Here is a 12,293-nt window from a genome sequence, read left to right as displayed (position 1 = left end):
ATGAGTGAAAAAAACACGATTCAATTCATAATCACACGTCAAGATACAGCAGATGGAAAGCCTTATGATGAAGAATTCGAAATCCCTTACCGCCCAAATATGAACGTCATTTCCGCACTCATGGAAATTAGACGGAACCCGGTCAATAAACAAGGGAAAAAAACAACGGCGATCAACTGGGATATGAACTGTCTTGAAGAGGTGTGCGGAGCTTGTTCTATGGTCATTAATGGAAAACCGCGCCAATCATGTACAGCCTTGATTGACAAGTTAGACCAGCCGATTCGTCTTCAGCCGATGAAGACATTCCCGGTTGTGAGAGATTTGCAGGTTGATAGAAGCCGGATGTTCAATTCCTTGAAAAAGGTGAAGGCATGGGTACCGATTGATGGTACGTATGATCTTGGTCCTGGACCAAGAATGCCTGAGAAAAAACGTCAATGGGCATACGAGCTTTCTAAATGTATGACATGTGGTGTCTGCCTTGAAGCTTGTCCAAACGTGAATGATAAGTCTTCCTTTATGGGACCTGCACCGCTTTCGCAAGTTCGTCTATTTAACGCACATCCGACAGGTGCGATGAATAAGTCTGACCGTCTAGAAGAAATTATGGGGGACGGTGGTCTTGCGAACTGCGGGAACTCCCAAAACTGTGTGCAGTCTTGTCCGAAAGGAATCCCGCTGACAACGTCAATTGCTGCACTTAACCGAGATACAACTTTACAAGCATTCCGTAACTTCTTCGGAAGCGATCACGCAGAATAACATTACATTCAGTCCTCTTTGCCAATCATGATGAGTGTTTAAGAGAGGCTGGATGCAACATATAAACAAACGCCTCTTCCAATACGGGAGAGGCATTTTGTTTCCAAATAAGGAGATGGTCAAGTGAGATTGCCGTCATATATTGAAGAACCGTTTGAAGAGTGGAGGGCATCCTTTCGATTTTATGTCGAAACGACCGTTCGTTTTTCAGAAACGGATATGTTTGGCCATATGAACAATGTTACCCCTTTTGTGTATTTTGAAGAGGCGCGCATTGCCTTTTTTCAAAAAACAGGAATTGTTGATAAACGGATGAAACGTGTGAGAGAAACCATGACAGTCGTCGCTAACCTGCAATGTGATTACATCAAGCAGGTAGAGATTGGAGAGAGGCTTCGTGTGTATGTCAAGCCGGAAAAGGTAGGCTCAAGCTCACTCATTCTTCATTATTTAGGAGAAAATGAGCAGCAGGAACCATGCTTTACAGGCTCAGTCACCATGGTGCAAATTAGTAAAGACACAGGCACATCAGTCCCATTTACTGAAAAAGAAAAAGAGACATTTCAGGCGCAGCGAAATGAGTAGCATGCTGGCTCATCAACGTGTACGCTTCATTTTGTTATAATAAAAGCATCATATCAAGAAGAAACAAGAGGAGAACATATGAAGATTTTTCAATATGACACCATTGATAGTACAAATAATGAAGCAAAAAGGCTTATGCAGCAAGGAGAAAAGCCTTCATTTGCTGTCTATGCACGCCAGCAGACAGCAGGAAGAGGCAGACTCGGCAGGCCGTGGGAAACAACTTTAGGGAATGTGGCGGTAACCATGACAGTCTTACCGCCAGAAGAACTCTCCACCCAGTCAACGATCGCCCCGCTGACAGCACTAGCAATCTATGATGTGCTGAAACCACTCATAAGAGCGAACGATCAACTGGCGATCAAATGGCCGAATGATATCCTCATTAATGAAGCAAAGGTATCCGGCACATTAATTGAAGCAGACCGCAGCGCCATTTATATCGGTGTTGGCATCAATGTAGAGACGAAGCCGGAGCATGTCCCGTACAAAACCATTTGCTTATTAGAGCTGACAGAGGTGAAAGCCGATCAGCTAGTGAAAGACCTGGCAGCGGCTTTTAAAAAATACCATACACGCTGGCAGAATGAAGGGTTTGAAGCACTCACTGCCCTCTATAATAAACGGTTATATCGTCTCAACAAGCCGCTTCGCATTTCGTTAGATCGTGAAAAACAAACATGGGAAGAAGGCATTTGCTGCGGCGTTAACCGCTTTGGGCATCTTCAGCTAAAAGATGATAAAGGACAGATCAAAGCTCATTCTGCCGGAGATATTGATGCCCCGCTTCAACATTAAAAAAAGCAGACGATGTTCTCGTCTGCTCAGCGTGTAGACAAACCCTCGCATTCGTTGTCAGGTCTGCGCGCTGGTGCTCGCGAATGTTCAATTCGCTCCGCAAAAGTAGCTGCCCTTCCTAGACTTCAAAGGTTTTCTATCACGCTGAAAAGAAGACAAAGTGCTAAAATAAAAATCATTTTAGCACTTTGTCAACAATCTAAGCAGACGATGTTCTCGTCTGCTTTAGGCTTCTCTTTTAATATGAGGCTGCACAATATAATCTTGTTTCGTAAAGACAACCCCGTCTAGTATTTCTCTTGCGGTTCGAATGACTTTGACTCTGTTTTGAGACACGTCAATGTCCGTTTGCATTATCCCAGCAGGATGCCCAATTCGAAGCGTATCATGTTGTCCATCATAAAGCTGTGCAGGAAGCGTATGTTCCATAAAACAGCTGGCTGACACGCAGACAGAGCCGGTAATGGCAAGCGCTTGGTGTGGTCTTTGCATCGATAGCATGCGTACGACGATATCCATATCGGCTGCTCGTCTCATCACTCCGTTTGTATCCACATAATCAGCAGGCTCGCTAATGATCGCAAGCTTCGGAACAGCTGGTGACTGTAATGTCGCCATGTCTTTTGGTGCAAAGTGACACATTTCAGCAGCGATGGAACGAATCTCTTCTAAATCATCCAGTAATTCGTCTGTAAACTCTTCAGGCAATTCAGTTCCTTTTAAATGAAGATCCTTCGCTCGGACAAAGGCAATGGGATTTGCGATGTCAACGATCGAGATCGGAATCTCTCCGAATTTTGTCTGAATCGTATCCATGCGGTTCCCTGTCGGAAAGGTTTTACCTGTCACAGCGCCTTCAGGATTTTCAAAAGATAAATAAATGGGAGAACCTGTCCCTTTTACTCCTGGAATTTCTGCCTGTCCCTCAAATTTTACTTCTCCATTTTCGACTTCGACCTCTGCTGTAATGACTTTATTTGTGTTGGTATTGAGGATACGTACAGTCGTAATGGGCTCAACCGCTTGAACAAGTCCTTTAATGATGGCGTAAGGTCCAACCGCTGATGAGATATTCCCGCAGTTCCCTTTAAAGTCGACATATCTCTCATTGATGCTGACTTGTGCAAACGTATAGTTCACATCCACATCTGGACGTGTGGCTTTATCGATAATGGCCACTTTGCTTGTTAAAGAATTACCGCCGCCGATTCCATCGACCTGCAAACGGTCAGGGCTGCCCATAATGTCTAGTAGAAATGCCTCGAGCTCATCGTGTTCAAATGGTGCATTGTTTGCTTGAATGAATACCCCTTTACTTGTACCGCCTCGCATGATTGTGATTGGAACTTTTCTCATTACTCTCACCCTCAATTTTTTAATGAACTGTTTATCTAATCAAAATGGTAAAGTATAATAAGAAATAAGTTAAATACATTATTTTAAGATGAATCAATAAAATTTTTTTATAACTAGTGAAAAAGGAGGGCACACAATGGATGAGAAAGACTGGCGGTTTTTAAAGGTGCTTTATGAAGAAAAGAACATCACAAAGGCGGCAGAAAAATTATTTGTCTCTCAGCCTGCCTTAAGCTATCGGTTGAAGCAGCTTGAAGAAGAGTTCGATATGAAGCTTTTCTTTAAAAGAAAACGAGGGATTGAATTTACGTCAGAAGGCGAGTACTTGGCTGCATACGCAAATGACATGCTCAAACAGCTTCAGCAAACGAAAGATGGCATGCTGAATATGCAAAAAAAGGTCAAAGGGACAATCCGGTTAGGGGTCTCAAGTAACTTTGCTCAGTATAAGCTCTCAGAAATTTTAAGAGAATTTTCTAAGCAGTATCCACATGTTCAATTCATGGTGAATACAGGCTGGAGCACGAAAGTCATGGATTTATTAGGCACATCAAGTGTCCATTTAGGGATTTTAAGAGGGGATTACGACTGGAATGGAGAGCGGTTTTTGCTCGATAAAGAGCGGCTTTGTATCATTTCAAAATCAGAAATCCAGCTGAAAGACCTCCCAAATCTGCCGCTCATTGACTATCATACAGATAGTTCATTAAAACGATTGATTAACAGATGGTGGCAGGAAACGTTCACCATGCCTCCACTTGTGACGATGGAGACAGACCGCCAGGATACATCAAAAGAGATGGTCAAGCATGGTTTAGGCTATGCCATTGTCCCAGAAATTTGCCTCAGACCAAGTGATGAGCTATTTGTAAAAGGTCTTTCGTATAAAGATGGACAGCCCGTTTTAAGAGATACATGGCTTATGTACCAGCCAGACTCCCTTCATTTATCTGTTGTGAAAGCATTCATTGAGTTTTTAAGAAGTCAGCAAGGCTGATTATAAAAAAAATTTATAGAATATACGAAAAAATCAATATTTTCATTATGAAAAAAGCTATTATATCCTTGAAATAGAAAGCGCTAACATATAGATCGCAAGTGCAAGGGGGCGCTTGCAGATCATGTAAAGAAGAGGATGGAGGGATATAAAGTGCTAGCTATTTTAGGGATCTTAATGGTCTTGACATTTACATTTCTTATTATGACGAAACGTATGCATCCGGTGGTGGCTCTAACCGTTGTACCTATCATATTTGCATTGATCGGTGGCTTTAACAAAGGATTAGGGGACATGATGCTTGATGGACTGAAAACTGTTGCACCATCAGCTGCTTTATTGTTATTTGCCATTTTATTCTTTGGTGTCATGCTGGATGCTGGATTATTTGATCCTCTGATTAAACTCATTTTACGTATTGTAAAAGGTGATCCTGTCAAAATTGCTTTTGGGGTAGCGATTTTGTCTATGCTTGTTGCTTTAGATGGTGATGGAACAACAACGTATATGATCACCGTATCAGCAATGCTACCACTTTTCTTAAGAATTGGGATGAACCCATTAATTTTAGGAACGATTTCATTATTGTCTTTAGGAATTATGAGCGGAATGACGCCTTGGGGCGGTCCGGCTACCCGTGCCATCGCGGCGCTTGGATTAGATGCTGGTGAATTTTTTATTCCATTAATTCCAACAATGGTTGGAGGCGGTCTTTTTATTCTTTTTACTGCGTATGTGCTTGGAAAAAAAGAGCGGAAACGAATTGGGGTTGCAGAGATTCAGTACAAAGAAGAGGCCTCGATCTCCCCTGAATTGGCAGCGTCAATAGAAGATGGAGTAGAAGATATGAAAAGACCCAACCTCATTTGGGTGAACTTCTTCTTGACGATTGCGGTGATGGCGACACTTGTTTTAGATATCGTACCGATTCCAGTTCTCTTCTTAATTGGATTTGTCATCGCTCTCATGATCAACTATCCAAAGGTTGAAGATCAGCGCGAGAGAATTTTGTCGCATGCAGGAAATGCCTTAACGGTCATTACCCTTGTGTTTGCAGCAGGGATTTTCACAGGCATTTTTTCGGGGACAAAAATGGTGGAGTCCATTGCTCATTTGGTCATTTACATGATTCCGGATTCCTACAGCTCATTTTTTCCGCTGATTGTTGCTTTGACGAGTATGCCATTTACATTTGTTCTTTCAAATGATGCTTATTATTTCGGGGTGCTGCCCATTCTGGCTGAGGCCGGTGCAGCATACGGAATTGATCCGGTGGAGATTGCACGTGCCTCTATTATCGGACAGCCTGTTCACTTGCTGAGCCCTCTTGTGGCTTCAACGCTGCTTCTTGTCAGTATGCTGAACAAAGATATTGGTGATTTGCAAAAATATGCACTGCTGTGGACTGTGTTAACTGCCCTTTTTACAACGCTTATTGCTTTGTTAACTGGAGCCATTTCTATCTTTTAAATATGTGTATGAAAAGGACGATGTCTCAGGTAGGAGACTCGTCCTTTTTTGTGCGGATAAAAGCGCACAAAATGGACGCTCATATGCGGGATTTCTTGATTTTAACGTCACCTACCTCGAGCAACCGGCATATGATATCTCGACTATACAGAATCCCATTCTATAGAGACTAGAGCTCTCACCTTAGCAAGGAGGGTTACAATACTTGAAGGAGAAAGAGTTTCAATCCAAGCCGCTATTAACCAAAAGAGAAAGAGAAGTATTCGAATTGCTCGTCCAAGATAAAACAACAAAAGAAATTGCAAGCGAGCTTTTTATTAGCGAAAAGACTGTTCGAAATCATATTTCGAATGATAAGCATACCCTTTGCAAACCAACCCCTCTAATAAATAAAAAAATGACTCCGAAAGTCATATGTTAATAAGTTACACAAAAGGATTATAATTGAATCTAAGAAAGCAATTACTTAGATATTAGATCAAAAATTCATACTTCTGCGACAATTTCCGACAACATTTTTTTGTACTTCATGATAAATTTAACAATGGTAAGGTGATCATATATGACAAGTACAATCGCGAAAGACTTACGGACACATTTAAGAAACTCAATAGAAATGTCTAAAGAAAGTCAAAAACAAGTTGCAGCAAAGCTTGGTATAAGCAGTAGTTATTTAAGTAAATTTTTAAATGGCAAAGATGTCTCGTTCTGGATTGTTCATAAGATCATTAATCACATTGACAAAGCGAACGAAATTGAACTTATTTTGAATTATTTTAAAGAAGGCATTAGTTCTAAAAATATTCCTGCTGCTTTGGAATATTGTTATTCCAAACAGTTGTACGATTATACAAGTGTTATTGCACGAGAGTATAAAAGCAAAAGGAATCCCAAGACTCAAGAGTTATGTTCTTTATATTCATTAATGATTGAGTCGAGATTTACATTTGAAAGGATTGCTTTTTTAGATAACTTGAGAAATTTCAAAACCACATTTTTGGAAACTGAGATCATGGTGAAGGTCTTACAAGTTTATTACTATTATTTGAATGGTCTTTATGATTTAACCATATATACTATTGATCAAATAAATGACTTGTTGTTTCAGATTAGTGATCCGTTTCTAAAAATGGCATATGGCGCTAGATTAGATGAAATTCAGGTTAATATTTACTTAAAGCAAAAAACAGAATTATTCCAATCAAGAAAAATAGCTAACAGGATTTTGGATAGAAATTTCAGTACGGCTCACAATATTACTGCTTATCATATTTTAGGTCTTTCATATTTTCTGGAATCTTATGAACAATCAATATCTTATTATCTTAAATGTATTGACCTTTATTCAAACTTCCCTGATAGGCAGGCCGAAATAATTGAGAATAAAGAAGAGATTGCTTTTCTTCAAAAATACTGGAATAAGAGAATCAATGATGAATTTGCAGCTGTGAGTGAATTTACCATTTTGTTAAAAGATGATGGAGATTTAAGCGAATATTATAAAGATGAAAAATATCATAAATATGCACTTCTTTTTGATGGAATAAAAGAATCTTCATCAGAAAAATTACTATTATCACATCATTATTTTTCAAAAAGCAAAGATTATTTCAGGGCAAGTTTTCCAAAAAATGAATTGAATAGAATTGGATTTAGGTATACACTCTAAGAGTTAGGGGGTGCTATACATGACTAAACGTTTCAATGTAATTGTTTTAACAGTTACACTAGGAGCAACAATAGTTGTTTCGGAAATTCACTCACTTATCACTAACAACCCAGAAACAATATATGAAACAAAAGATGTAAGACCGGGAATGTAAATATAAGATGTTAAAAAGACGTTACCTATAATCAGGTATCGTCTTTCGTGTTTTCTGGGGAAGTTTCCTGTTTTCAAAAAAAACGAAAACAGGAAATTCTTTTAAATATTTCTAATATGGATTAAAATATAAACAGAACAAATGTTCCTTGGAGGGAAGAGAAATGGCTATAAAATATGAAGAATTAATGGAAATCTTAGAAGCAACAAAAAAAGAAGATCAAAATCAATCCTCTTCAGGTGAATCGTCTTCAAAAAATTTAGCTTTAGAAGCTCTGTAATTTTTAAGGGCATCTAACATGAAATTACGTTCATCATCTGTTATTTGTTTGCCCTCTGCATCTATAATGTTTGCATTTTTGATATTCTCAAGAGTTAGTTCTTTCGCGAAAACTACTTTTTCAGCCTCTTTACCCATTTTTTCAATGTCCTTTGAATTTGTTACAAAGTACGTGGGATCAACATTGAAAAAATCTGCGAGTTTTGTCAAAGCTTCCAAAGAAGGTTTTTTAATTTTTCCCGTTTCAAGTTTTGATAAGTAGCCGTTACTTAAACCAACTTCATCAGCAAGTTTTCTGATAGACAGCTTTGGCTTTTGTTCTTCTCTTAGTCTTTTTAAGTTTATTCCGATTAACTCATTTTTCTTTTCATCCATAAAATAAAGTCACCTCGATTTAACGCTACTGATTAGTAACAACAACTTTAATTATATCATGTTTAAGATTCCTATAAGAAACATTTATGAAATTTATGGTTGCACTTAAAGTAGAAGGATGGTATATTTTACTTGTGCTTCCTAAAGGAAGCGTTCAGGAGGTGAAAACAATGGACCGTGAACCTGTTTCTTTTGCAGAAAAAATCAAAAAAATAAGGTCAGAAAGAAATGAAACTCAACGCCAATTCGGCTTGGTTACAGGGTTTTCTAGTTCTTATATTTGCAAGCTAGAAAAAGGAAGAGCTAACCCGTCGCACTCTTCTTTAGTTAAATTAAGCGAAAAACTAAATTTGCCACCAGCTTATTTTTTTTAAACTAAGTGCTTCCTGTAGTAAGCGAAATTCGAAGGGTAGTCCCTCCGTCCACATTGCATATTATGTTTCGAGGTGATCTTATGGCTCAAAGAAAAAAAAAGAAAAAAAGCAACCTGTTCGTGGGAGAGGTTTTCTTTGGAACAGAAGATCGAGAAAAACTCTTTATTGAAGCAGTAGCGCCATATTACACAGTAGTAAAAAAAGAAAAACTTAAAGAAATAAAAGAGGCTTGAAACTATTTGTTTCACCTTTTTTTGAAGGACAAGCTTAATCAAAAAAAGAGGTGAGTAACTCGTGGCAAAATTTCGCCATGTCTATACAACTTTTTGGCAAGATCCCAAAGTTACAGAAGAACTAACACCAGAAGATAGATATTTTTATCTGTACCTTATTACCAATCCTAACACTACTCAAATAGGAATATACCCAATTACCAAAAAGCAAATGGCTTTTGATTTAGGATATTCCATTGAGTCGGTCAACAGCTTGATGGATCGTTTTGTAAATCATCATAAACTGATCCTTTATAACAATGACACAAGGGAAATGGCAATAAAGAATTGGCCTAAATACAACTTGAATAAAGGTGGAAAGCCAATCTTAGACTGTGTCACGAAAGAATTAAGAGAGGTTAAAGATAAATCTCTTATGAGGGTACTTTATCCAAAAATCGAGAACACCAACATTCGGGATTTATTTGAACGATACGCCGACGATACGTTACACGACACGCCGACGACAAGTGGACAAGAAGAAGAAGAAAAAGAAGAAGAAAAAGAAAAGAAAGATATATTGTCGGGCAACCCGACTGCGGATGAATCAGAAATCCCATTCAAACTCATAACGGATCTTCTCAATCAAATGTCAGAGAAAAATTACCGTCACACTACACCAAAGACACAGCAACTAATAAAAGCAAGGTGGAACGAGGGATTCAGGTTCGAGGACTTTAAAAAGGTCATCTTAGCAAAGTGCTATGAATGGCGTGATAACCCTGACATGAGTAAATTTCTTCGTCCCGAAACACTTTTTGGGACAAAATTCGAAGGTTACTTAAACAACAGTGATGAGGTGATAAAGCGTGCACAGCATAAAGGCGGTGGCAGCCGAAGTAACCGACAAAATGACCTTCCATTCTGATTATTGTAATAAGCACACATACACTCGTGGCAGTGAAGATGTTGTAAAACCTGTCCGAATGATGGTGATGAACGGGAAAGTTATTTGCCCTCGATGTGAACTGGAAGAAGAATCGAAGAAATTGCAAAAAGACTTAGAAAGTCAAATTGAATATAGCCAGCGGCAGAAAAAATATAACACGTTGGAAAAACGAAGCATGTTCAGGGATCGAACTGTCTCTCAAGCAGCGTTTGATAATTACGATGTATCTGAGCCAGAAGAGACAAAGAATAAAAAACGAATGATGGATCTTGTTAAACACTTGCAACAAGGTGAAGTGTTCAACATATTTTTGCAGGGCCATCCGGGAGTGGGGAAGAGTCACCTTGCATATGCAGCACTTAAAGAACTTAATGTGCCTCCAGATCCCAACAACCCTAAAGACAAAGGTCAATCATGTTTGTTTATCAATATGGAAGATGCTGCTACGGCAATTAAAGATTCATTCAGCAACAAAGAGAGCAAGTACACAGAAGCATATGTGACTCAGTTGATGGGGGAAGCCGATTATCTCGTGATAGATGACATCGGTGCAGAAACAGGGTCTGAACATTCGGATAGTAAAGCCAGTGATTTCATTCATCGCCTCATCTACAAAGTCACATCCGCTAGGCAGGATAAAGTGACGATCTATACCACAAACCTGACTAGCGAAAAGCTGTATCAAATGTATGACAGCAAGTTAGTATCACGCATCACCCAAAAGCAGCAGTACATCATTTTTAAAGACACATCGGACAAGCGTAAAGAAGTATTGCCGTTCTAAGGGAGTGTAAAACATGAGCAAAATCACATCTGAGAAGGTTGATAGTTTAATAGATCAGCTGAAAGTAAGTCTGAACGAATATAAAAAACATAAGGAGGCGCGCTGAAATGAAAAAAGGCGGCAGAAAACCAACACGCTCAGAAAGAAAAATCCTAGTAGTGAATGGGTTGAACCCTCGTTACTGGCACGTGGAAAAGAATCTGGCAGCATCCATGCATATTGTGCATAAAGAGGTTGGGCGAAGAAAGGAAATTGCGAAATGAGTGTCATTAGAATCATTTTGGATCATGTCAATTTCGAATGGACGATTGTTGGCCTCAAGAGATTTTTGGATTACTGGTACGAAGGCAGATCGATCGAAGAGATGGCGGAGTTATTTAACCGACCATCAGAAGAAGTGTTGCTACTGATGATTGATTTTTCGAAAAGAGGAAAGATCAAGGAGCGTCCTAACGGTGTCGGCGCAAACGAGCCTATCTATATCAAAAAAAGCGCAATGAGCTACAAAAAAAGAGATTTACGCAGGCTGTTTGAACAACAACCGGTTTACTACGCTTGTCCGCACAGCGATTTCATATGGGATGAAAAAGACATTATTTTATTTAGACAAATGTGGCAGGAACATGAGCCGATTAGACACATCGCAAATCGTTTGGCCCGCAATGTCCATGACATCCTGTTGCTGATTATAGATCAAGCCGAACTAGGCAAGATCGAACCACGTAAAGGCGGCGCACTAGGAAAGGAGTACAAGCATGAAAAGAAAAAGCATCCTGTTGCCATTTGAGAAAGCAACGGCAAGACAACTCGAAGTCATTGCGAGATATGAAGATTGTCCGAAACAGCTAAAAACAGTAGCTGTTCGCCACCTCAAAAAGAGGGGAGGCATCAAGTGATGACCAGTGATGATAGAGCGTTAATGATCGAGTGGTTGAGTCTCAACAATGTTGGTCGCGAATATTGCGAAAAACTATCAGACGAAGAACTCGAAAGAATCTTTAATCTCAACGTTCCGCAACGTGATGAATAAAAGGAGGTGAGCATATTGGAAACTGTAGTGAATCCATACAAAGCAGGTCCAGTGAAAGCGTGGGTTATGTCAGAGGATGAACTAGAAGCATATAGGCAGCAGCACCCACCAAAACCATATAAAAAGAGACTCAAACGTAAAGACTGGCGTTGGAAGCGCACAGATCAATCCGTTGAATCTCAGTGGTAAGAATTCACATCTGTTCAATGTGAGTAATTAAAACTTAGGAACCTTAATTATATCACATTGGAGTGAAGATTGTGAATAGACCACAGACTGTCTCATTAACAAAAAACGAGCCTTTCACAACAGTAGTTGAACAAGGAAAGGTGCAAGTGATCGTGCTGGACGGGATCAACAACACTGCGCATTACATAGAGGCTCCAGAACACGGTCACACAATCATTGAAACGATTAAAGGGAGTTTTGACCGAGTTAGATTTGATTTCAGTTATAAAACTAAACAATAGCAGGGGTTCATCCCCTGCGGGGGAGG

At 39.4% G+C, this 12,293-nt stretch carries 20 protein-coding genes; 18 read left to right on the top strand and 2 right to left on the bottom strand.

What is annotated here, in order from left to right; all coding sequences use genetic code 11:
* From sdhB to MHI33_RS15625, 3 genes are all read left to right on the top strand, one after another.
* The gene (gene sdhB, locus MHI33_RS15635; RefSeq protein WP_003216443.1) at positions 1-765 is read left to right on the top strand and encodes a succinate dehydrogenase iron-sulfur subunit; all 765 of its coding nucleotides are present in this window, start codon (positions 1-3) and stop codon (positions 763-765) included.
* 123 nt (positions 766-888) lie between these two features.
* Positions 889-1,350: an acyl-CoA thioesterase gene (locus MHI33_RS15630; RefSeq protein ID WP_065098555.1), complete on the top strand. Its 462-nt coding sequence runs from the start codon at positions 889-891 to the stop codon at positions 1,348-1,350.
* A gap of 78 nt (positions 1,351-1,428) precedes the next feature.
* Complete coding sequence (locus MHI33_RS15625) at positions 1,429-2,148, top strand: biotin--[acetyl-CoA-carboxylase] ligase (protein ID WP_044139956.1); 720 nt, start codon at positions 1,429-1,431, stop codon at positions 2,146-2,148.
* 225 nt (positions 2,149-2,373) lie between these two features.
* Here the strand turns inward: MHI33_RS15625 and MHI33_RS15620 are convergent, their stop codons facing one another.
* Positions 2,374-3,504, bottom strand: coding sequence for a 2-methylaconitate cis-trans isomerase PrpF family protein (locus MHI33_RS15620; RefSeq protein ID WP_065098554.1), 1,131 nt, complete (start codon positions 3,502-3,504; stop codon positions 2,374-2,376).
* Between the two features lie 136 nt (positions 3,505-3,640).
* On the opposite strand from MHI33_RS15620, the gene MHI33_RS15615 reads away from it, so the two are divergent.
* From MHI33_RS15615 to MHI33_RS15595, 5 genes are all read left to right on the top strand, one after another.
* On the top strand, positions 3,641-4,501 hold the full coding sequence (locus MHI33_RS15615; protein ID WP_340912442.1) for a LysR family transcriptional regulator: 861 nt from the start codon (positions 3,641-3,643) through the stop codon (positions 4,499-4,501).
* 153 nt (positions 4,502-4,654) lie between these two features.
* Positions 4,655-5,971 (top strand): CitMHS family transporter, encoded by a 1,317-nt coding sequence (locus MHI33_RS15610; RefSeq protein WP_044140038.1) that lies wholly within the window; start codon positions 4,655-4,657, stop codon positions 5,969-5,971.
* A gap of 205 nt (positions 5,972-6,176) precedes the next feature.
* The gene (locus MHI33_RS15605) at positions 6,177-6,392 is read left to right on the top strand and encodes a helix-turn-helix domain-containing protein (protein ID WP_340912440.1); all 216 of its coding nucleotides are present in this window, start codon (positions 6,177-6,179) and stop codon (positions 6,390-6,392) included.
* A 141-nt stretch (positions 6,393-6,533) separates the two neighbouring features.
* Positions 6,534-7,640 carry an AimR family lysis-lysogeny pheromone receptor gene (locus MHI33_RS15600; protein WP_340912437.1) on the top strand — a complete coding sequence of 369 codons (1,107 nt, stop codon included), beginning with the start codon at positions 6,534-6,536 and terminating at the stop codon, positions 7,638-7,640.
* 19 nt (positions 7,641-7,659) lie between these two features.
* The gene (locus MHI33_RS15595; RefSeq protein ID WP_017358233.1) at positions 7,660-7,794 is read left to right on the top strand and encodes a hypothetical protein; all 135 of its coding nucleotides are present in this window, start codon (positions 7,660-7,662) and stop codon (positions 7,792-7,794) included.
* 225 nt (positions 7,795-8,019) lie between these two features.
* Here the strand turns inward: MHI33_RS15595 and MHI33_RS15590 are convergent, their stop codons facing one another.
* Positions 8,020-8,448 (bottom strand): helix-turn-helix domain-containing protein, encoded by a 429-nt coding sequence (locus MHI33_RS15590; protein WP_340912433.1) that lies wholly within the window; start codon positions 8,446-8,448, stop codon positions 8,020-8,022.
* Between the two features lie 170 nt (positions 8,449-8,618).
* Here MHI33_RS15590 and MHI33_RS15585 point away from each other — a divergent pair, with 170 nt between their 5' ends.
* From MHI33_RS15585 to MHI33_RS15540, 10 genes are all read left to right on the top strand, one after another.
* On the top strand, positions 8,619-8,822 hold the full coding sequence (locus MHI33_RS15585; RefSeq protein WP_340912431.1) for a helix-turn-helix domain-containing protein: 204 nt from the start codon (positions 8,619-8,621) through the stop codon (positions 8,820-8,822).
* An 80-nt stretch (positions 8,823-8,902) separates the two neighbouring features.
* Positions 8,903-9,055 (top strand): hypothetical protein, encoded by a 153-nt coding sequence (locus MHI33_RS15580; protein ID WP_340912430.1) that lies wholly within the window; start codon positions 8,903-8,905, stop codon positions 9,053-9,055.
* A 61-nt stretch (positions 9,056-9,116) separates the two neighbouring features.
* The gene (locus tag MHI33_RS15575; protein ID WP_340912427.1) at positions 9,117-9,962 is read left to right on the top strand and encodes a conserved phage C-terminal domain-containing protein; all 846 of its coding nucleotides are present in this window, start codon (positions 9,117-9,119) and stop codon (positions 9,960-9,962) included.
* The gene (locus tag MHI33_RS15570) at positions 9,904-10,767 is read left to right on the top strand and encodes an AAA family ATPase (RefSeq protein WP_340912424.1); all 864 of its coding nucleotides are present in this window, start codon (positions 9,904-9,906) and stop codon (positions 10,765-10,767) included. Before MHI33_RS15575 ends, MHI33_RS15570 begins: the two co-directional genes overlap by 59 nt.
* A gap of 107 nt (positions 10,768-10,874) precedes the next feature.
* Entirely contained in the window at positions 10,875-11,030 is a 156-nt protein-coding gene (locus MHI33_RS15565; protein WP_162837042.1) for a DUF6906 family protein, read from the top strand.
* The gene (locus MHI33_RS15560; protein WP_340912418.1) at positions 11,027-11,554 is read left to right on the top strand and encodes a hypothetical protein; all 528 of its coding nucleotides are present in this window, start codon (positions 11,027-11,029) and stop codon (positions 11,552-11,554) included. The genes MHI33_RS15565 and MHI33_RS15560 overlap by 4 nt, the downstream gene beginning before the upstream one ends.
* Positions 11,523-11,663 carry a hypothetical protein gene (locus tag MHI33_RS15555; protein ID WP_277518900.1) on the top strand — a complete coding sequence of 47 codons (141 nt, stop codon included), beginning with the start codon at positions 11,523-11,525 and terminating at the stop codon, positions 11,661-11,663. Before MHI33_RS15560 ends, MHI33_RS15555 begins: the two co-directional genes overlap by 32 nt.
* Positions 11,663-11,797 (top strand): BH0509 family protein, encoded by a 135-nt coding sequence (locus MHI33_RS15550; protein WP_155114469.1) that lies wholly within the window; start codon positions 11,663-11,665, stop codon positions 11,795-11,797. The genes MHI33_RS15555 and MHI33_RS15550 overlap by 1 nt, the downstream gene beginning before the upstream one ends.
* 15 nt (positions 11,798-11,812) lie before the next feature.
* Entirely contained in the window at positions 11,813-11,986 is a 174-nt protein-coding gene (locus MHI33_RS15545; protein ID WP_340912412.1) for a hypothetical protein, read from the top strand.
* A gap of 71 nt (positions 11,987-12,057) precedes the next feature.
* A complete protein-coding gene (locus tag MHI33_RS15540; protein ID WP_340912409.1) occupies positions 12,058-12,267 on the top strand; it encodes an XtrA/YqaO family protein in 210 nt (69 codons plus the stop codon).
* Positions 12,268-12,293 lie beyond the last annotated feature (26 nt).

This window comes from Bacillus sp. FSL K6-2971 (assembly GCF_038006405.1).
In the GTDB taxonomy this organism is placed as follows: Bacteria; Bacillota; Bacilli; order Bacillales; family Bacillaceae; genus Bacillus; species Bacillus pumilus.
This window is presented reverse-complemented; position numbering and strand designations above follow the sequence as displayed.

Bases quoted from the DNA above. Each gene is read 5' to 3' on its own strand.
- MHI33_RS15590 (WP_340912433.1), bottom strand. From the start codon at position 8,448: ATGGATGAAAAGAAAAATGAGTTAATCGGAATAAACTTAAAAAGACTA.
- MHI33_RS15555 (WP_277518900.1), top strand. From the start codon at position 11,523: ATGAAAAGAAAAAGCATCCTGTTGCCATTTGAGAAAGCAACGGCAAGA.
- MHI33_RS15625 (WP_044139956.1), top strand. From the start codon at position 1,429: ATGAAGATTTTTCAATATGACACCATTGATAGTACAAATAATGAAGCA.
- MHI33_RS15560 (WP_340912418.1), top strand. From the start codon at position 11,027: ATGAGTGTCATTAGAATCATTTTGGATCATGTCAATTTCGAATGGACG.
- MHI33_RS15585 (WP_340912431.1), top strand. From the start codon at position 8,619: ATGGACCGTGAACCTGTTTCTTTTGCAGAAAAAATCAAAAAAATAAGG.
- MHI33_RS15615 (WP_340912442.1), top strand. From the start codon at position 3,641: ATGGATGAGAAAGACTGGCGGTTTTTAAAGGTGCTTTATGAAGAAAAG.
- sdhB (WP_003216443.1), top strand. From the start codon at position 1: ATGAGTGAAAAAAACACGATTCAATTCATAATCACACGTCAAGATACA.
- MHI33_RS15580 (WP_340912430.1), top strand. From the start codon at position 8,903: ATGGCTCAAAGAAAAAAAAAGAAAAAAAGCAACCTGTTCGTGGGAGAG.
- MHI33_RS15595 (WP_017358233.1), top strand. From the start codon at position 7,660: ATGACTAAACGTTTCAATGTAATTGTTTTAACAGTTACACTAGGAGCA.
- MHI33_RS15565 (WP_162837042.1), top strand. From the start codon at position 10,875: ATGAAAAAAGGCGGCAGAAAACCAACACGCTCAGAAAGAAAAATCCTA.
- MHI33_RS15600 (WP_340912437.1), top strand. From the start codon at position 6,534: ATGACAAGTACAATCGCGAAAGACTTACGGACACATTTAAGAAACTCA.
- MHI33_RS15550 (WP_155114469.1), top strand. From the start codon at position 11,663: ATGACCAGTGATGATAGAGCGTTAATGATCGAGTGGTTGAGTCTCAAC.
- MHI33_RS15620 (WP_065098554.1), bottom strand. From the start codon at position 3,504: ATGAGAAAAGTTCCAATCACAATCATGCGAGGCGGTACAAGTAAAGGG.